Origin of the sequence: Hyunsoonleella pacifica (assembly GCF_004310335.1) — a bacterium.
In the GTDB taxonomy this organism is placed as follows: Bacteria; Bacteroidota; Bacteroidia; order Flavobacteriales; family Flavobacteriaceae; genus Jejuia; species Jejuia pacifica.
The window spans coordinates 1-19,212 of sequence record NZ_SIRS01000005.1 but is presented as its reverse complement, the minus strand read 5'-3'; the positions used below and the strand labels follow the sequence as shown (position 1 = coordinate 19,212).

General features: G+C 31.6%; 18 protein-coding genes. 9 read left to right on the top strand and 9 right to left on the bottom strand.

What is annotated here, in order from left to right:
• The first annotated feature begins 25 nt into the window (after window positions 1–25).
• The 4 genes from yiaA (at window position 26) to EYD46_RS12025 (ending at window position 2,995) form a co-directional block, all read left to right on the top strand.
• A complete protein-coding gene (yiaA, locus tag EYD46_RS12040; RefSeq protein WP_130937424.1) occupies window positions 26–508 on the top strand; it encodes an inner membrane protein YiaA in 483 nt (160 codons plus the stop codon).
• Between the two features lie 109 nt (window positions 509–617).
• Window positions 618–1,295 (top strand): CPBP family intramembrane glutamic endopeptidase, encoded by a 678-nt coding sequence (locus EYD46_RS12035; protein WP_130937423.1) that lies wholly within the window; start codon window positions 618–620, stop codon window positions 1,293–1,295.
• 37 nt (window positions 1,296–1,332) lie between these two features.
• Window positions 1,333–2,211, top strand: coding sequence for an alpha/beta hydrolase (locus EYD46_RS12030; RefSeq protein ID WP_130937422.1), 879 nt, complete (start codon window positions 1,333–1,335; stop codon window positions 2,209–2,211).
• Window positions 2,171–2,995: an alpha/beta hydrolase gene (locus tag EYD46_RS12025; RefSeq protein WP_130937421.1), complete on the top strand. Its 825-nt coding sequence runs from the start codon at window positions 2,171–2,173 to the stop codon at window positions 2,993–2,995. The genes EYD46_RS12030 and EYD46_RS12025 overlap by 41 nt, the downstream gene beginning before the upstream one ends.
• A 205-nt stretch (window positions 2,996–3,200) precedes the next feature.
• On the opposite strand, the gene EYD46_RS12020 is transcribed toward EYD46_RS12025, so the two are convergent.
• The 4 genes from EYD46_RS12020 to EYD46_RS12005 all read right to left on the bottom strand — a co-directional run bounded on the left by EYD46_RS12020 (window position 3,201) and on the right by EYD46_RS12005 (window position 7,671).
• Entirely contained in the window at window positions 3,201–4,151 is a 951-nt protein-coding gene (locus EYD46_RS12020; protein WP_130937420.1) for a DUF4268 domain-containing protein, read from the bottom strand.
• Window positions 4,152–4,296: 145 nt separating this feature from the next.
• Window positions 4,297–5,988 (bottom strand): lysine--tRNA ligase, encoded by a 1,692-nt coding sequence (gene lysS, locus EYD46_RS12015; protein WP_130937419.1) that lies wholly within the window; start codon window positions 5,986–5,988, stop codon window positions 4,297–4,299.
• Between the two features lie 111 nt (window positions 5,989–6,099).
• Window positions 6,100–6,504, bottom strand: a complete 405-nt coding sequence (locus tag EYD46_RS12010) for a DUF1573 domain-containing protein (protein WP_130937418.1) — start codon at window positions 6,502–6,504, stop codon at window positions 6,100–6,102.
• Window positions 6,505–6,612: 108 nt separating this feature from the next.
• Window positions 6,613–7,671: a helix-turn-helix domain-containing protein gene (locus EYD46_RS12005; RefSeq protein ID WP_130937417.1), complete on the bottom strand. Its 1,059-nt coding sequence runs from the start codon at window positions 7,669–7,671 to the stop codon at window positions 6,613–6,615.
• Between the two features lie 140 nt (window positions 7,672–7,811).
• Here EYD46_RS12005 and EYD46_RS12000 point away from each other — a divergent pair, with 140 nt between their 5' ends.
• From EYD46_RS12000 to EYD46_RS11985, 4 genes are all read left to right on the top strand, one after another.
• Window positions 7,812–7,970 carry a YqaE/Pmp3 family membrane protein gene (locus EYD46_RS12000; RefSeq protein WP_130937416.1) on the top strand — a complete coding sequence of 53 codons (159 nt, stop codon included), beginning with the start codon at window positions 7,812–7,814 and terminating at the stop codon, window positions 7,968–7,970.
• Window positions 7,971–8,012: 42 nt separating this feature from the next.
• Window positions 8,013–8,771, top strand: coding sequence for a hypothetical protein (locus EYD46_RS11995; protein ID WP_130937415.1), 759 nt, complete (start codon window positions 8,013–8,015; stop codon window positions 8,769–8,771).
• Window positions 8,772–8,773: 2 nt separating this feature from the next.
• Window positions 8,774–9,481: a lipoyl(octanoyl) transferase LipB gene (gene lipB / locus EYD46_RS11990; RefSeq protein ID WP_130937414.1), complete on the top strand. Its 708-nt coding sequence runs from the start codon at window positions 8,774–8,776 to the stop codon at window positions 9,479–9,481.
• Window positions 9,482–9,663: 182 nt separating this feature from the next.
• Complete coding sequence (locus tag EYD46_RS11985) at window positions 9,664–9,990, top strand: hypothetical protein (protein ID WP_130937413.1); 327 nt, start codon at window positions 9,664–9,666, stop codon at window positions 9,988–9,990.
• 40 nt (window positions 9,991–10,030) lie between these two features.
• On the opposite strand, the gene EYD46_RS11980 is transcribed toward EYD46_RS11985, so the two are convergent.
• The 5 genes from EYD46_RS11980 to EYD46_RS11960 form a co-directional block, all read right to left on the bottom strand.
• A complete protein-coding gene (locus EYD46_RS11980) occupies window positions 10,031–11,080 on the bottom strand; it encodes a nucleoid-associated protein (protein WP_130937412.1) in 1,050 nt (349 codons plus the stop codon).
• Window positions 11,081–11,199: 119 nt separating this feature from the next.
• The gene (locus tag EYD46_RS11975; protein ID WP_130937411.1) at window positions 11,200–11,877 is read right to left on the bottom strand and encodes a TapB family protein; all 678 of its coding nucleotides are present in this window, start codon (window positions 11,875–11,877) and stop codon (window positions 11,200–11,202) included.
• Between the two features lie 2 nt (window positions 11,878–11,879).
• Window positions 11,880–13,421, bottom strand: a complete 1,542-nt coding sequence (locus EYD46_RS11970) for an OmpA family protein (protein WP_130937410.1) — start codon at window positions 13,419–13,421, stop codon at window positions 11,880–11,882.
• Between the two features lie 113 nt (window positions 13,422–13,534).
• Window positions 13,535–15,949 carry a ribonuclease HII gene (locus EYD46_RS11965; protein WP_130937409.1) on the bottom strand — a complete coding sequence of 805 codons (2,415 nt, stop codon included), beginning with the start codon at window positions 15,947–15,949 and terminating at the stop codon, window positions 13,535–13,537.
• A 105-nt stretch (window positions 15,950–16,054) separates the two neighbouring features.
• Window positions 16,055–16,654, bottom strand: a complete 600-nt coding sequence (locus EYD46_RS11960) for a ribonuclease HII (RefSeq protein ID WP_130937408.1) — start codon at window positions 16,652–16,654, stop codon at window positions 16,055–16,057.
• Between the two features lie 104 nt (window positions 16,655–16,758).
• On the opposite strand from EYD46_RS11960, the gene EYD46_RS11955 reads away from it, so the two are divergent.
• A complete protein-coding gene (locus EYD46_RS11955) occupies window positions 16,759–18,807 on the top strand; it encodes a putative porin (protein WP_130937407.1) in 2,049 nt (682 codons plus the stop codon).
• The last annotated feature ends 405 nt before the right edge of the window (window positions 18,808–19,212 follow it).

Genomic DNA, 19,212 nt, shown 5'->3' with positions numbered 1-19,212 from the left:
AACCGTAATCATTAAAACAAAAATTATGAATTATCAAACCACAGTTTCAGTTGAAGAAGATTTAAAAAAATCGAAAATAAAAAAGAAAACTAAAGTTTTTGATCAAAAACCAACATCAGCATTTATTGGTGCATCTTGGTCTGCACTTCTCATAGGTATGGTATCTTATTGCATAGGATTATGGAATGCCGATATGATGCTAAACGAGAAAGGCTATTATTTTACCATTTTACTTTTTGGATTGTTTTCAGTGATTTCGGTACAAAAAGCAGTGCGCGATAAGATGGAAGATATTCCAGTTACTCCTATTTATTATAGTATAAGCTGGTTTACTACAATAGCTTCCATAGTGCTTCTTGTTATTGGCTTGTGGAATGCAGATTTATTGTTAAGCGAAAAAGGATTTTATGGGATGTCTTTTCTATTAAGTCTTTTTTCAGCTATTGCAGTACAGAAAAACACAAGAGATGTGCAATATATAGATAGGCAGTTAGAAGATGAAAAATAATCTAAAATATCATTTAAATCAAAACACAAAACACTAAGGGTTGTTTTGATGGTTGGTTAGTTAACCCTAAACCCTGTGGCTTCGGCTATGGGGTTTTAAACTTTATATTATGAAACCAAAACTTACCAAACATTTAATAAAGTTCTCTAAAACAATATTAATTTCAGAGCGTAGACGTATTCTGGAAATTATAGCAGTATTGCTAACAGCAATAGGTAAATTTATTTTCATGGATTATCTCAATTGGAGGTTACCCTATGTAGTAGTTGCAATTTTGGCATGGAGTATCTATGTGTATTGTCGTGCTTCAAAAGAAAAAGGTATTTTAAAATATTGGGGCTTTAGAATCGATAATTTTAAAAAAGCAACAAAGTTTATTGTGCCTTTTGTTTTTGTAGCCATAACAAGCTTTTCTATAATTGGATGGTATCAAGATACTTTAAATGTTACCTGGCATGTATTACCGTTACTTCTAACCTATCCAATTTGGGGAAGCATACAGCAGTTTTTAACCATTGGTTTAATTGCTGGAAATTTAAACCATTTAAGAGTGAATAAACTAATAGTAGTTATACTAACAGCTATTCTGTTTTCTATAGTGCATTACCCATCTATGTGGTTAATGTTTGGAACTTTTATTCTCGCATTATTCTATGGTTATATGTATTTAAAAGTGAAGAATATTTACGTTATGGGTATTTGCCATGGTTGGTTGGGGGCTTTGTTTTATTATACAGTATTACATCAAGATCCATTTCAGGATATTTTTATGAACTATTTTACCTAAAGGATTTTCCGTATTTTAGTAAGCAAACAGGTTTTTTATGGCATATTGGATATCCACCATAATTACGATTCTAGTAATTTACATTGTAATTAGTGTTGCATTGTATTATTTACAGGATTACTTTTTATTTAAACCTGAAAAATTACCCGAGGATTTTCAGTTTTATTATGAAAATCAGAACATTGAAGAGCACAATCTTGAAACTAGGGATGGTGCTATAATTAATGGCTTGTTATTTAAACCTAAAGAGAAGTCGAAAGGAATTGTACTGTATTTAAAAGGCAATTCTAAAAGTATAAAGGGGTGGGGCAAATTTGCAGTAGATTTTACAAGACACGGCTACAATGTATTAATGATAGACTATAGGGGTTTTGGTAAAAGTACAGGGAAACGTTCCCAAAAAGCCATTAAAAGAGATTTACAGCGTGTTTACAATGAGATAAAAGAACGTACTACAGAGGACAGGATTATTCTTTACGGACGCTCCTTAGGTTCTGGTTTTGCAGCAAAGTTAGCATCTATGAATAACCCCAAAATGCTGATTTTGGATGCGCCTTACTATAGCTTAACCAAAGTAACCAAACGCTATGCACCCTTTATGCCCTTATCGGTTTTAATTAAATATCCGTTGCCAACATACAAATGGTTAAAGTACGTGCAATGTCCCATCCATATTATCCATGGTACTAATGATAAGTTAATACCCTATAAAACAAGTGTAAAGTTGTCTAAGGTAAACCCTAAATTAACCAAGTTACATACCGTGATTGGTGGTGGACATAAAAACCTAAATACTTTTGAGTCCTACCATCTTATGATTCATGATATCTTAACCAGTAAACCTCAAAATATAGATTTGTCAACCACAAGTATTAATGTTAAACACGCCACAAAATCCAATAAAACGAAAGCTTAAAAAACTGGCTATTGTTTTATTAACTTTATATGTTATGATTTCTGCAGGATTATATTTTATGCAAGAAAAACTTTTGTTTTTACCTTCGGTTTTAGAAGATAACTATCAATATGAATTCAATTATGATTTTGAAGAATTGAATTTTAAAACAGATGATGGGGCTGTGCTAAATGCCATTCATTTTAAAGTAGAAAACCCCAAAGGTGTTATTTTATACTTTCATGGTAATGCGGGCGATTTATCACGTTGGGGTAAGATCACAGAATTTTTTGTTGAAAAAGATTATGATGTATTGGTAATGGACTATCGTACTTATGGAAAGAGCACAGGAAAGTTAAGTGAGAATGCATTTTACAGTGATGCGCAATTATTTTACGATTTTTTAAAGACTAAGTACAATGAAGGACGTATTACCGTTTATGGTCGCTCTTTGGGAACAGGTATTGCAACATACATCGCTTCACAAAATACACCTAAACAGCTAATTTTGGAAACCCCGTATTATAGTATGGTGGATGTAGGTAAACATCGGTTTCCTTTTTTGCCTGTAGAAACGTTATTGAAATACAAATTTCCTACTTATCAGTTTATACAAAACGTAACTTGCCCCATAACGATGTTTCATGGATTAAACGACCGCGTAGTGCCTTATAAAAGTGCAGAGAAACTATTTAAGGTAACTCCAAAGGGAAAAGGGGTTTTAGTGACGATTGATGAAGCAAATCACAGTAATATTATAGAGTTTAAAACGTATCATAACACTATTGAAGAATTATTGCCGTAGCTTTAAGATATTGAAACACAAATGCTAAGAAAATCTTAAAATTTGGATAGATAAGTTAAACATTTGTAAACTGTTGTAAGGAATTGAGAAAAATGTCGTCTATTTGTACAAGTTTAGTTTAAGTTTAGTTTAGTTAAAGCAAAAGCCGATGAAATTTCTACAAAATCATCGGCTTTCTTTTTAAATCTTATTTTAATACAAAGATTTATCTATGTGCAACTTGCTTAATTTTAATTTTGTTTATTATTGATTTTGTAGCAGCCTCTAAGAGTATCATTTTATCCGTTACAAATTCATGAATTTTATTCCATTTTTCTTGTTCTGTTTTCCACCCACCTATTGAATAATCTTTCTTAATTATACATGCTCTATACCCTTCAAGTTCTTCCCATATGAGGATGTCTTTGAAATCACTTTCAATTTTTTCTTGATATTTTTTAATTTGGTTAAATATCTGGATGTTTTCATCATCACTATCTTTTCCTCTATCAATATAAATTTTTATTGAAATCCTATCTTGATTTAACCAGTAGCTATAGTTAACGCCTCTCAATCCTGATGTGGCACCAATCCAGTTATACTGATTTGGAGAAATAGAACTAAATAATTTATGCTTCTTCTTAGCAATTTCTAACAGCTGTTCCCAGAATTTAAATCGAAGTTTATGTCGTTCAGATTTTATTTTTTTTGAAGAACCAATTTTCTTAGCTTCTTCACTTGGACCAACTATTTGGGTCATTAGGGGAGCAGGTGCAGAATTACCAATTTTTATTCCTTCAACCTTTATTAAGTAAAAGTCTACTTCCGTTGATTCATTTAGCCAAGATATAGCATTGATGTGCTCAAGCCTTGGTTCTGATACTATCCAAATAGCAGTTTTTGCTTCAACAGCGGTAATATATGTTATGACTTTTCCCAAGTGATCATGGTCACTTTTGCCTAATTGATTTTCAATTACAATACTATTACCAGAAATATCTTCTCCAGTAATGTCTACGTTGAAGTTTCCAGTAGATTGTTCCCTTTCAGGATTCAAAATTTCGATTCCGATTACTTCCTTTAAAATATCAATGTTTTCTTGTAGCCAAGTGGTAAAATCTCTAGCTTCATGTTTCCAGATTTGTCTCAAAGGAACTCTGGTTATTCTTTCTATCATAAGTTGTGTCTATTTTTCGTTGTAAAAATAAAAGTAACGAAAATACTTATGTTTTCTGAAGAAATCACATCAATATTTAATAACGCTAAAACAAGCTTTTAGCTAAAAAAACCAGTCTGATTTTTAAATAAAGTATTGTATAGTTCTAAACCACTTCCACAAACAACCCTTCCTCGGTCTTTTCAACTTTAGCCAGACTGTTTTTCGTTAATTCTTTAATGGATTTATCCCATTTTTTGTTAGATAAACCAGATTGCGATTTTAAATCTACCAATTCCAGTTTTTCAACTTTAGTTAAAATCTCCAAAACAGCTTTTGCATCATCACTAATAGCTAGTGGTTTTTTCTCTGGTTTCATTTGCGGGAAGAATAATACTTCTTGTATGGATTGATTATTTGTTAAAAACATAATTAATCTATCCATACCAATACCCATTCCAGAGGTTGGTGGCATTCCATATTCTAAAGCACGTAAAAAGTCGTAATCTATAGTTGCCGTAGCCTCATCATCGCCTTTTTTGGCTAATTCTAGTTGGTGTTCAAAACGCTCACGTTGATCAATAGGATCATTCAATTCGCTATAAGCATTAGCAATTTCCTTACCGCAAACCATCAACTCAAAACGCTCCGTTAATTCTGGGTTTTCACGATGTTCTTTACACAACGGACTCATTTCTTTTGGGTAGTCGGTAATAAATGTAGGTTGAATATAATTACCCTCGCATTTTTCGCCAAAAATCTCATCAATTAACTTCCCTTTCCCCATAGTGTCATCCACTTCAATACCCATGTCTTTAGCGGCTTTCCGAATTTCTACTTCAGATTTTTCAGTAATATCAAACCCAGTAAAGTGTTTTATAGAGTCTGCCATGGTTACTCTGGCATAAGGTGCTTTAAAGTCTATTTCGTACTCGCCAAAAGTAGCTTTTGTGGTGCCGTTAACAGCAGTGGCACAATGCTCTAAAAGCTGCTCGCAGAAATCCATCATCCAGTTGTAATCCTTATAAGCTACATAAATTTCCATGGCAGTAAACTCAGGATTATGGGTGCGATCCATACCTTCGTTTCTAAAGTTTTTAGAAAACTCATATACACCATCAAAGCCACCAACAATTAATCGTTTTAAATATAGCTCATTAGCAATTCGCATGTATAAAGGAATGTCTAAAGAATTGTGATGGGTTATAAAAGGACGTGCCGCTGCACCTCCTGCAATAGGCTGCAATACAGGGGTTTCTACCTCAAAGTAACCAGCGTCATTAAAAAACTGACGCATGGCATTGAACAGTTTGGTGCGCTTTACAAAGACATCTTTTACATGAGGATTTACTACCAAGTCTGCATAACGTTGTCTGTAACGTAATTCAGGATCGTTAAACTCATCGTAGGTATTACCATCTGCATCCGTTTTTGGTAATGGTAGTGGTTTTAGGGCCTTGCTTAATAAGGTAAAGTCTTTTACCATTACTGTTTTCTCGCCAACTTTTGTAGTAAACAGTTCGCCTTCAATTCCTATAAAATCCCCAATATCTAGAAGCTTTTTGTATACATCGTTGTATTTGGTTTTATCGTCTCCAGTGCAAATTTCATCTCTGTTAAAGTACACTTGTACTCGACCCTCACTATCTTGAAGCTCAGCAAAACTTGCGCTTCCTTGGATACGGCGTGACATTAATCTACCAGCAATAACCACATTTTTCCCTTCCTTAAAGTCCTGTTTTATATCCTTTGAAGTCTCTTTTACAGGGAATAAATCCGCTGGATATGGGTTAATGCCTAGGTCTCTTAATTTTGCGAGTTTGTCGCGTCTTACCAATTCTTGTTCTGAAAGCTGCATGCTACTTAATTTTAAAGGTGCAAAATTACATTATTTACCCTAACAATAAAACAATGACCCCTAAGGATTATTAATAATTCTTAGGGGTCTTTAATACAGCAAAGTTTAGTGTTATTTAGCAGCGACTACAGTACCTCTAATTTTTAGTGTTTTCTTAATAACTTTTGCATTAGAAATAACTGTAATAGTTTTTGTAAAACTCCCCAATCTTTTGGTATCGTATTTAATTTCTAATTCGCCTTGTTTTCCTGGTAGGATAGCAGCTTTTGAATATGAGGGGACTGTGCAACCACAACTTGTTTTTACTTCTGAAATAACCAAAGGCGCGTTGCCTGTATTTGTAAAAGTGAAAACTTTTGTGCCATCAGAACCTTGTGTAATAGTACCATAATTTACAATCTCGGTTTCAAAGTTAATAATAGCTACTTTTTCTAACATAGCCAGGTCTTGTGCTTGCACAACGCTTGTAACACTCATAAGTAATACAGCGAAAAAAATGTTTACTGTTCGTTTCATAATTGAATAATTTTGTGATTAATGTATAGCAAACCTAAATTATGATGATGAAACTATAGTACAATGCTGGGTTGAAATTGGTACTAGTACTAGGGTTGAATTTTGTAATTATCTGTTAAACAGAGACTTTAGGCTGTCTCGTGAATTAACACCTAATTTTTTGTAGAGATTGTTTACGTGTGTTTTTACAGTGCTTACACTAACAAATAGTGTTTCGGCTATTTCTTTATTTGTATGGCCTTCCAATATTAAATCAAGAATATTTTGTTCTTGTTTTGTGAGTTGATCTTTTGTTTCAGTTTTTAGTTTTGCTGTTTTTCTTTTTGATCTTGATATGAACCAGAAATTGATTAAAAGTGATATTGCTAATAAAGCTAAAAGGATATACATCCAATTAATGGAAGATGGAGTTGTTTTAGGTAAAATTAAATATTTATCTGAAGCGATTTCGGCTTCATATTGCTTGACGTATGTAGAATTTGGATATTTTTTTTGAAGTCTTTTTAAAACATTATCGTAATAAGGATTCTGTTTTAAGTCTTCTAGATAATATGAATGAAACATACTTCTCCTATCAGATAAAAACGAAAAAATATATAGTTCTGCTAAAGGTTCATCTAGCTGTTTTCCGAATTCTTGTAAAGACTTAAACCATTTTTTATTGTTAAGATCTCTGTTGGCCTTACTTCTGTATTCAGAATAAGCAAATTTCATTTCTTCTTTTAGAGAGTCAATTCTTATAAAAGCTACAGTTCTTGGGTTAGTAGAGGTTATATCACAAAACATTTCAGCATCAAAAGACAAAGGAAAGCTAATGGTATCTGTGTTTTTGGCTATAAATAAAATGTCTTTACTGTCTGTACAGTGGCCATTAAAATGATTGCTGTTGTGGTCTTGGGTTTCGCAGTTATCCACATGTAATTTATAGATGTGATGTTCGGTCTCCAACTGATTGCCTGTAAATTGAAAATATCCAGAGGTGTCTGCAGTAGTTTTAGATATAATCTGTTCGTTGTCAATATTTTCAATTGTTCTGTAATCCTCAATAACAGATAGATATACAGTATTGTGCCAACGTTCGGTGTCAACAAAACCATTAAAATCATGCTGGGCAAAGCCTAGATAGCTAAAACAGACGTAACAACAAATAAAACCCAAAAATCTCATAACACGAATCTACTATAAATTCTATTAACTTTAAATGTTAATAAGGGAGTTTTGTTAATGTAACAAAATGTGCAAGTTAACGTCAAATAACTAATCATCAATCCGTACTGAATTTATTTCAGTATCGTTAAAAAATTATTATGAGTATTTTTAGAGTTATTCTTTCTATTATTTGTCCGCCCTTAGCAGTTATAGATAAGGGTTGTGGCTCAATTATTATTGTGTTTTTGTTATGGCTTTGCGGTTGGGTTCCTGGAGTTATAGCGGCTTTGGTTATCTTAAATAATCCTAAGAATTAGCGTATCTTTGTCGGGATTTTTAAACCCAATAAAATAATTTAAATGAACAGATTTACCTTATTCTTTTTAGTGTGTGCTGCCTTATGTTTAACTAGTTGTCAGTTTTCTGAAAACATCTATCTTAACGAAGATGGCTCTGGTAGAATGGAGTTTAGTTTTAATGCTTCTGAGATTATGCAAATGGCAGGACAAAAAATGAGTGAAAATCCTGGAGAAAAAGATATGGATTCTACATTTACGTTTAAGGAGATATTTGATGAAAAGCGAGATAGTATTGCCAACTTATCCCAAGAAGAACAGGAAAAACTTAAAGCTATTGAGAAATTTTCTGTCCATATGCTTATGAGTGAAAAGGATATGAAGTTTAATATGGAAATTTTTACCGACTTTAAAAACTCCAATGAATTACAAGATATGTTTTCAGCTTTAAATACAGTAAGTAATTTACAAGGTAAAAAGGCTGCCAAAATTAATGACCCTAATAATCCTTTTTCAGCATTTGCAAAAGGTGGAAATTCCAACCTAAGTTATTCGTTTAATAATGGTGTGTTTAAGAGACAGGTTGCCATAGTTGATAAAGAGCTACAAAGGCAAATGATGGATAGTTTAGGGCAGGCGGCAATGATGTTTGCCAACTCAAAGTATAAGTTGAATTATCATTTTCCAAGAAGAGTTAAGTCTGTTTCTAATGATAAGGCCATGTTTAGTGCAGACGGAAAAACTGTTATAATAGAATATGGTCTAATGGATTATTTAACAAATCCTGAGGTTATGAATTTAGAAATTGTTTTAGAAGATTAATTTTGAATAAAAAAATTGAGCTGCAAGATTTAGGTTTTAAAGACTACAAAGATACTTGGGATTATCAAGAGCAACTTTTTAAGGTTATTGTTGACACAAAAGTTAAAAATAGGCGAGAAGATGCTCATCTTGAAACCCAAAATTATTTTTTATTTGTAGAGCATCCTCATGTATATACTTTGGGTAAGAGTGGAGACTTATCTAACTTATTGTTAAATGAAGAGCAGCTTAAAGAAAAAGGCGCATCCTTTTATAAGATAAATAGAGGAGGGGATATTACCTACCATGGCCCTGGACAAATTGTGGGGTATCCCATTTTAGATTTAGAAAACTTTTTTACTGATATCCATAAATATCTTCGATTCTTAGAAGAAATGATTATTCTTACCTTAGATGAATATGGATTAAAAGCTGAAAGAAGCCCAGGAGAAACTGGGGTTTGGTTAGATGTAGGTACGCCATTTGCTCGTAAAATTTGTGCTATGGGTGTTAGGGCTAGCCGTTGGGTAACCATGCATGGATTTGCTTTAAATGTAAATGCAGATTTGGGATATTTTGATAATATTATTCCTTGTGGTATTCGTGGTAAAGCGGTAACCAGTTTAAATGTAGAGTTAGGGATGGATACAGTAAATGAGGTTGAGGTAAAGGATAAGTTGTTAAAGCATTTTTCTAAGCTTTTTGAGGCTGAGTTTTTAATTACATCTTAATGAAAGTAAAAAGGGGGATTAAAATCACATTATTGATTTTAAGTATTGCAATCTTTGCGTTAATATCTTTTGCAACTTATAGCATTCTGATAATTGAACAAGCTAAGTTTGAGTATGAAATGTTATTTTTATTAGCGACAATTCTTGGTGGTGTTTAGAGTATCGTCTACCAGATTAAAACCATGAAATTTTACAGTTCAAAAATTAAAAACCTCGAAATAACAGGAAGATTATTTTGGATTGGTAATATCTTGTTTTCATTAACTTTATTTTGTTTTTCACTGTACTTCTTGTATTTGATTTATTTAAGGTTTGGAAATTTCAATAGAGATATGGATATCAATATGATAGTCACACTTTCGGTAGTTATTTTTATATTACTTGTTGCTGTTTTTTTAGCTATAGAGGTAAGTACATTATACAAAAGAATTATTAATCAAGACGTACGTAATTATGTAGATTCTATAGATGATATAAAAGGACATCAAAATGAAGATTTTGATTTTTAAAACATCTTTTACCCTGCATAATAACCACCGAATATGTTATTTAGTTTTCTGCATTAAAAAATACTTTATAGTAGTGCATTTTCTTCTCATCATCGTAGCCACGCTCTAGATATTCTGTTGATGCATCTGGGGCATCAATATCTAGTTTTATTTGTATGTTGGTGTCTAGCTTTATATCAGTTTTTATCTTACGCTTTTCTTTGTTTACAACAGCTTCTGCAACATCAAATTGATTTCTAATTATTAAGTTTTGCTCACCTTCAAACTCTTTTTTATAAGTATCAAATTCTCGTTTATGCTTGTCTTCTTCAAAAAGCTCATCTTTAAATCGCTCTACATTTACAATTTCATTTTCTTTAAAGAAATCTATGGTTTTTGCTAAAAAGGTGTTTTGTTCTTGCGCTCCATAAGTTGTTTTTAAAATCTCAGTAGAAAAATCTTTGCAAAGCTCAATATATTGCTGGGTATGGCTATTGGCATCATCAGCATATTTTATATTCAAAAAATGATTGGTCCAATATTGGGCATCATAACTATTATTATCAATACTAAAAATAATGTTTCCTTCAGTATCACTTTGGTTTAAAATCAAACAACCTTTATCAACTTTTTTGGAGCTTATCCCTTTTTGGACTAGCACATCATAACTGTTGTTTTCTAAATAAGTTTGAAAAAAATTCACTTTACTTTCAATTTTAAATATTCCAATAGCATTGGTAGTGATGTCTCTAAATTCTATACCTTCAAACTCCACAACCAAGACATCTCCAGTTTTTATATTTGCTGAGTTAGATTGTTCGTACAAATGCATCACGATATGCTTAGAGACTTCTATGAAAGCATCATCTTCATTAAATAATTGTGAAGAGTAGGTATTTATTTCGTTTAAGGCAACATTTGCATGATGATTAAAACGGTAGCTTTGTACGGCACTAGAAAAAGGCTTTAATAGAAATGGCAGCATTAAATCGTAACTGGCTTCATCAAAATCTACAGTTTTTTCTGAAAAAGCGTTTTTGGTATCGTTAAACTTATTGCCAACTTTATGTATGATGAATTTTGTGATAGATGCGTTTTTCCGTGAAATCATAAGTAAATTATTGAGACTACAATAGTATTAAATTAAGTTGAAAGTTGAGCAAAAAAAGGCGCCAAAGCAAAAGCACTTTGACGCCTAGATTCGAGGACTTGTATTTTGGTGGTTAAAAATTATTTACTAAAACTAGTAAGCTCAGAATATCCCATTAGTTTTCCTTTTTTGTTATAAGATTCTGTTTTTACAACTCCAACACCTTCAGCTATCCATTCTTTTATTGTAAACGATGTTTTTAAGCCCATTTTCACTTCAGAATCATAACTTAACGCATAGCAATTAAATGAACCTGCTGGAGTAGTTACGTTTTCCTTAGCATCCACTGTTCTATTGGTGATGTCCATAGTTATCTTCATATTCATGCCTCCCATATTTATGGTCATTATCATATTAGCATCTTTAAGCTTTTTTCCAATGTCTAAATCGTTAGGCAATTCAATATTAGTTCCAGATACATCAATATCCATATCTTTATACTGTTGTAGCATTTCTGGACTAATTAAAGATTTAAAATCTATTGAAATACTATTGCCTTCACACATTATATTGTATGATGTAGTAGTAACTTCCTTATCCTTTTCGTCTAAAATTACAGCTTCAATAGTCGCTGTATTTCCCTCAACGTTTGAAATAGTATACTTTACAACACCTTCTTTTTTACCTTTTTTGTTATAATTTGTAATTTCAAAAGTAGTGCCTTTTTTAAGTGGGTAATATACACTACAGGCATCTTGTCCAGTAGCACAGAAACTGACAAATAGGGTTAACATTAATGATATAAAAATCTTTTTCATAATCATATTGTAATAAATTCTACACGTCTGTTTTGTGCTTTTCCATCCGTAGTGTTATTGTCTCCAACGGGTTCCCCTTCTCCTTTTCCGTCAGCTTCAAGTCTGTCGCTCGAAATATTATATATGCTAATAAGTGCATTTTTTACTGCTTCTGCTCTAGCTTTAGATAGTTTTAAATTAGCTTCATCAGACCCATCAGCATCTGTGTGGCCTATGATTTTTAATTTTATACTATCATCTTGCATTAAAACTTGGGAGATTTGACGCACAATACCTAAAGATTGTGGTTGGATATTTGCAGAACCAGAATCGAACAAAATACCATTGGTAGAGATTTTGCCTTCAGACATAAGTTTGCGTCTTAAATCAACGCCACCTTCTGCTATTTTTAAGTTTGAAATATACAAGTGCTCCTTGCCGTCAGCTAAACTGTTTAAATGAAATTTTAAATATTTTAAAATATTTTCTTCTTGAATAAATCTTGGGATATCAATGTATTTGGTTTGATTTACCCATAGTCTAAATCGTTTTTTAGTGACAGAAATAGCAATGTGCGGTTGATTTAAAACAGCTTTTCTAACATCAGCTTTAATATCGGTATTAATGGTTCCTCCGTCACTTATAAAATAATTTCTGGCTCTTAACGAAAAAGCGCCATATTGTCCTAGGGGAATTGATACGAAAGCATAATTAGTGCCATCAGTAAATTTGTCATTGTCGCTTAAATACACTGAAAGCTTTGCGGTAGATGATGTTTGCTGACTAAGGCCTTTGGTTAGAATATCAAACTCTATTGTGTAGTCTTCTGGTAAATCTTTTACATCGGGTATGTAATATACGCCATAGCCTGTTTTAAGTTCAAACCATTTACCTCTATCTCCAATTTTAACAACCTCTCCAGAGGCATTTGTATTCCATTTACTTGGGAAGTCTCCAATAAAATCCTTGGAGAAATTATCAAAAAAGAGCAGTTTATCTCCTGGAACAAAATCGTATTTACTGTAAACTTCTAAATCATCAGATATGTTTTTCTCTTCTTTAGTATTGTCTTCATTGTTAGAGGAGTTATTCTCAAAATCATTTTCATTGGAAGTTGTTTCATGCTCTTCTTCTTCTTCTTCTTCTTTATCACGTTTACGTTGTCCCAGAAGTAGTTCTTTAGAAGTTTTAATACTATACTTTAACGCCTTTTTTGCTTTATTAATTTGGAGTGTTGCTTTGCCTTGTTTTAAAACACTGGCACCGTCTATGTCTCCCAAAATATTTGGAGCACTTGCGCTAAGGCCTTCTAAATCGTCAAGGGCGTCTTCTAAAACATCAATATCATGATCATCCAAAGGTGTGCCTGCTTCAGCGTAGCCATCATATTTATACACTTTATCATAAATATCAAAAGATTCTTGTACAAAACTATCAACACTGGAAATACCAACACGGCTTTTTGGACGTTTGAGCTGTTTGGTTTGAGCTTCTAGTGATGGAATCAGGAATAAAAAAAGTGATCCAAGAATTAAAATGCTTAACGCATCTTTCAAGAATTTCATTGACAAAAGTTTGATTAATAGCTGTGCTAAATATAGACATTAGTTTTTGAGTATCAAAAAGCTTAGATAAAATTAATCAACATTTATTTGTTAATTATGTTGTTGTAAATAAGCTAGTTAATTTGGTAAAGGATAATACTGTTAGCATCTCCTTTGGTAATAAACTCTAAATTTCTATCTCTATCAATGTTATCCAAAGTAATTGAAGAATTGCCATATACAGGAAAATTTGGTATTAGTTTGCCTTGACTATCATATAGGAGTACTTTTTTTGCTTGTATATCGGTAATGGAAACATAGATTTTATCGTTAATATAAAAAATAGTTGGTCTGGTGTAGTTGCCATAATCTAACTCTAAAACCCTACTCTTTATGCCTAATTTATTATCATGAAATGTTACTCTTGTTTTACTTGTGGTTTCTAAACTATGATTGTTGGTTAGATTTAAATTTACAAGAGCTACATTACCTCTGGTATCAATACTAACTAAATTTCCATCTTTTGTGGTTGTGGTAAATTTATTTTGATAAAGGAAAACAGGTTCGTTTGAATAAGTGTTGCTTGATTTTGGAGATACTCTCACTCTCCCAATACGATCTAAGATGTGAAGTTTGTTTTTAGTTTTAAAAACTAAGTAATCTTTATTACCAATTCTAAAGTGTTTTGGCTGGCTTGTAATATTGCTATTAGCATTCTTAAAAGTAAAACCTGACACTATTTTTCCTCTCACATCATACATCAATACATCTTTTCCTTGAGTAACTAGTAAGCGATACTTTTTGTTTTTATCATAGTCGAAAACCGAGAGTGGTTGTGTAATTGCATCATTAAATTTTAAAGGGAAAGGGGTAACATTTCTTCCTTTTCTATCAATAACATATACTCTATTTGTTGTAGCAAATACTAATTGAAGCCTTCCGTTTTTATAGATATCGATTTGTTCGATCTTACCAATAATAGCACTATTGAGTTGCTTTTTCCAAAGAACTTTTCCTTTGTTAGAAATTAGATACAGCTTATTGTTGAGATCCTGAACTACAATTTCTTTTTCTTTAGTAATATGGTTTTTAACAAATTGCGGTGTATTTAAAATTTCTGTATCTAATTTTATATTAAAACGTTCTGAAATGGAATGTTGGGACTGCTTTTGCTTTCCTTTTATTATACCAGCGTGAAGATGTGCAAAATTAGTATCATATATGTATTGAATAGCATAAAGACTGTGATCCTTGAAGTTAAGATTCTTTTTTAATATAGTGTCTAAAAATTTTGGTTTAGCAACAAGCATTAAAGAGCTTTCATTACTAAGGTTTTTACTTAGTTCCTTAAAATAGCTACGATTACCTAAGGTAGTTTTGTTTTGGTAGTTAGCAATAATGTTTTGCAAAAAATCGATGGAATCTGCAAAAACAAAGTAATTTTCTATCATGCAATATTTGGAAGGCATAACATCATTAACAAGAGGCGCTAATGTCTCTACAAAGAGTTTAGGTTTAGAAAACTCAAAAATCTTAATATCACGATAGATTTCTATCTTATTTTTATCATTTACTAATGCCTCTTTTGTTGCGATAGCATCTATAGAATTTAAAACAATAGCCCGTTTTCTATCTTCATAAATCACACCAACCTCTACAATGTTATTAAATAGCAAAGTGTTTTTAGAAATAGAATCTTTACTGTGATATTTTAATATGTTTTCTTTTAGAACTTGAAAATCATCAAATGTCACACTTAGGTACCCATCGCTATTACCAGGTGTAATATGTTGCATTTGGTTTTCTTGGGGCGTTGTATTTTTAAATAAATCGATAACTTTTTTCGAAGAATCTAAAGATTTTGCTATACCATTGATGTAAATATCATCTTGGGAAACCTCAAGATCTAAAGCTAAAAAATCACTTAAATTACTTGAACTTAACTCGCCTTCAACAAAAAATGGTGGTGTTAAATAATTATGTGTCTTTATTAGAACAGATAAGTCTTCATTTGCTCCTGTAACGTTATATAATTTTTCAAAATCTGAAGTCTTACCTGAAGCTTTAAAAGAATTGCTAATAATCTCTTTAGAAGATGATAAAATAAACGTACTATCAATTATGGTGTTGAAAAAAACAGCATCCTTAAGTGTGGATTTTGTAATGTTGTACGATTTGTATTTGAGCTCTTCTTCAATGTAATTTTTTAATGAGTCATTTTGAAATAGAGTCTTAGAGTGTTTTGTTATAACAGTGTATTCTAGACTGTCAGTGCTGTCTGTTGATAAGCATATTAAAACTTCTTCATTAGGATTAAGTAAGGAAATCGGTTTTAATTTAACCTGTAAATCTTTGTATATGCTAGCCTTAGGTAGTGTGTTTAAAAGTGAATTGTTTTCGATAGAATTTATAAGGCTTTCAAAATTTGTTGTTCTAATAATAATTTCAGAATTATCTGGAGCAAAATCAATTAATTGATGTCGTTCTTGTTTGGAGTTTGTACAATTTAAAAGAATAAGTAGTAAGAGGGAGCGCAAAAAGAATCTCATGGAATCATCAAATTTCTGCTAAAATATAAAATGACATATAAAAAATTAGATCCTCGTCAATATGTTTATTAACCAAATTATAACTAATAAAAAAACATACAAGGCCTATAAATCCAATTTTAATTGTTCTGGTAATAGCCTAAAAGATTTTCTGTGGTATTTAGTAATACCATATTTTTTTATAGCTTCTCTGTGTTGTTTTGTGGGGTAACCCTTGTTTTGTTTCCAATTATACATAGGAAATTCTTCATGAATTTTATTCATGTAAGCATCACGATAAGTTTTTGCTAAAACTGAAGCTGCAGCAATACTTAAATATTTACCATCGCCTTTAATAATAGTCTCATGAGGAATTGATTGATAAGGCTTAAATTTATTCCCATCAACAATAATAAACTCAGGTAAAATTTTAAGGTTATCAATAGCTCTATGCATAGCTAAAATAGATGCGTTTAAAATATTAATTTGGTCAATTTCATCTTGATACACATGAGATACACCGTAGCACAATGCATCATTTTCAATTATGGGTTTTAAAGCGTCACGCTTTACTTCGCTTAATTGTTTAGAATCGTTAAGAATATCATTTTTAAAAGTATCAGGAAGTATTACAGCTGCAGCAGTTACTGGCCCAGCTAAACAACCACGACCAGCCTCGTCTGTGCCGCATTCATAAGTGTGTTTGGTGTGCTTAAAAATTAGCATGATTCAAAAGTATTATGAATAATTTAATATATCAACTAAATAATTTTTTCATTTTAGTACGTTATCATATTTTGTATTTACATTTGCAACGTTTTTAAAATTTTATGCAAAAACTAGTTTTTATTTTTTTCTTTACGCTTTACGCTACAGTGGTTTTTAGTCAAGGCGATCCATCACAAAGTCCTGAGTTGAAACAATCCCCGTCAGCAAAGGTTAATGATAGTACTGCAAATACTAAAGATAAAGATGAGCCAAAAAATAAAGAAAGCCTATTGGGAAGGTTAACCAAAGGTAAAGGAGACGATAAAGAAGAAAAAGCCAAAATACAGGATTACTTAATTATTTCTCATAACAACGATACCACTTTTGTAGACACTACACTAACAATTCAAAAAGAATACAAATTCAATTATTTAAGAAGAGATAATTTTGGTTTAATGCCATTCTCTAACTTAGGGCAAACATATAATAGTTTAACCTATAATTTTCAGAATACAGATCTTTTACCACATTTTGGTGTAAGAGCTAGACACTTTAATTATATGGAGATAGAAGATATCTACTATTACAGAGTGCCAACACCATTAACAGAACTTTTTTATAAAACTGCCTTTGAGCAAGGGCAGCTAGCCGATTCTTTTTTTACGGTAAATACATCGCCTCGATTTAATTTCTCAATAGCTTATAAAGGAATGCGATCATTGGGGCAATATCAGCATATTTTAACAAGCACAGGTAATTTTAGGTTTACTACTAATTATAAAACTAAAAATAACCGTTATCAAATGCGGGGACATATAGTTATGCAAGATTTACTAAATCAAGAAAATGGTGGGCTTCAAGACGGAGATATTGAAAATTTTGAATCTGGAGCAGTAGACTTTTTAGATAGAGCGATATTTGATCCAAATTTTCAGAATGCAGAAAATATTTTAAGAGGTAAACGCTTTCACTTAGATCATACTTACAATGTATTTAATAAAGTAGTAAAAAAAGCATTACCTAAGACGCTTAACGATTCCACATCAACATATAAATTAGCTTTAAACCATATAATTTCATTCGAAGATAAATCGTTCCAATTTGATCAAACCAGTCAGAGTTCAATTTTTGGAGAAGCCTTTACAAGTTCAAATTTTAGAGACCGTGTAACTCTTGAACGATTATATAATCAATTCGAACTTAGTTATTTTAATAATGAATTAGGCGATTTTCGTGTAAATGTTAGTAATACTCATTATAATTATGGCTACAACAAGTTGGTAATATTTAATGATGGTACAATAACCAATCGTTTAAAAGGAAACATCTATGCGGCAGGAGGGAAATATCGGAAATTTTATAGAGGCTTCAATATACAAGGAGAAGCAGGAGTAAACATTGCAGGCGATTTTACAGGTAATTATATAAGAGGAGAAGCTTCCTATAATGTAACTGATGATATATTTGCCAAAGTAGCTATAAACCATAGTTCTCGAGCACCAAATTTTAATACGTTATTATATCAGAGCAATTATCAAGATTATAATTGGCAAAATAGCTTTAATAATATAGAAACTCAGCAAATAGCATTTCAAATTAAGTATAAACAGTTAGTAAACCTCTCTGTAGATTATTCAACAATTTCAGATTATGTATACTTTAAGCAAGATGAAGCTATTATAGAAACAGAAGCTATTCGTCCTTATCAAAACAATGCAACAATTAATTATTTAAGAGCAAAGCTGGAAAATGAAATAAAAGTGGGTAAATTTGCTCTAAACAATACAATATTATATCAAAATGTACAGGACGATAATAATGTATTAAATGTTCCTCAAATTACTACGCGAAACACGTTTTATTTCGGTTCAGATGTATTCAAAAAAGCCATGTATTTGCAAACAGGAGTAACGTTAAATTACTTTACCAAGTATTTTATGAATGGTTACAATCCTATATTAGCAGAATTTTATGTGCAAAACGATAGAGAGTTTGGTGAGTTTCCAAGGTTAGACTTTTTTATCAATGCCAAAATCCGCCAAACACGTATTTTCTTTAAAGCAGAGCATTTCAATTCATCATTTACAGGCTATAACTATTATGCAGCTCCCAATTATCCATACCGAGATTTCACGATTAGATTCGGTTTAGTTTGGAACTTCTTTTTGTAATTATAATTTCTTGATCATTTCTCTTCTTTGGTTGGAGTCAGTTTTTTTACTAATAGTAGGGAGGTGTGTGTCTCGCTCAAAGCTGTTGTTGCAATCTCTAACGTGGGTTTGCCAGCCAACAAAAGTTTTTATCTGCAGCACTAATGTTTTTAGGAGTAACTGTAGGTAGTCCATATTTATTTAAATAAATATATATAAAGCTTATCAAAGTCAGATTTATAGTTAGAGCTTACCAGATTCTGATAAACCCATAGTATTACACGCTATGTCTTTCTTTTTATCATTTTTTCTCATGACATAAAACACAGATTTATAGGGTATTAAAAGCGTGTAAAAAAAAGGGGTAAAAAAATATTAAAAAAGTCATTGTGTAATTAAAAATAGGTAGTATGTTTGCACCCGCAA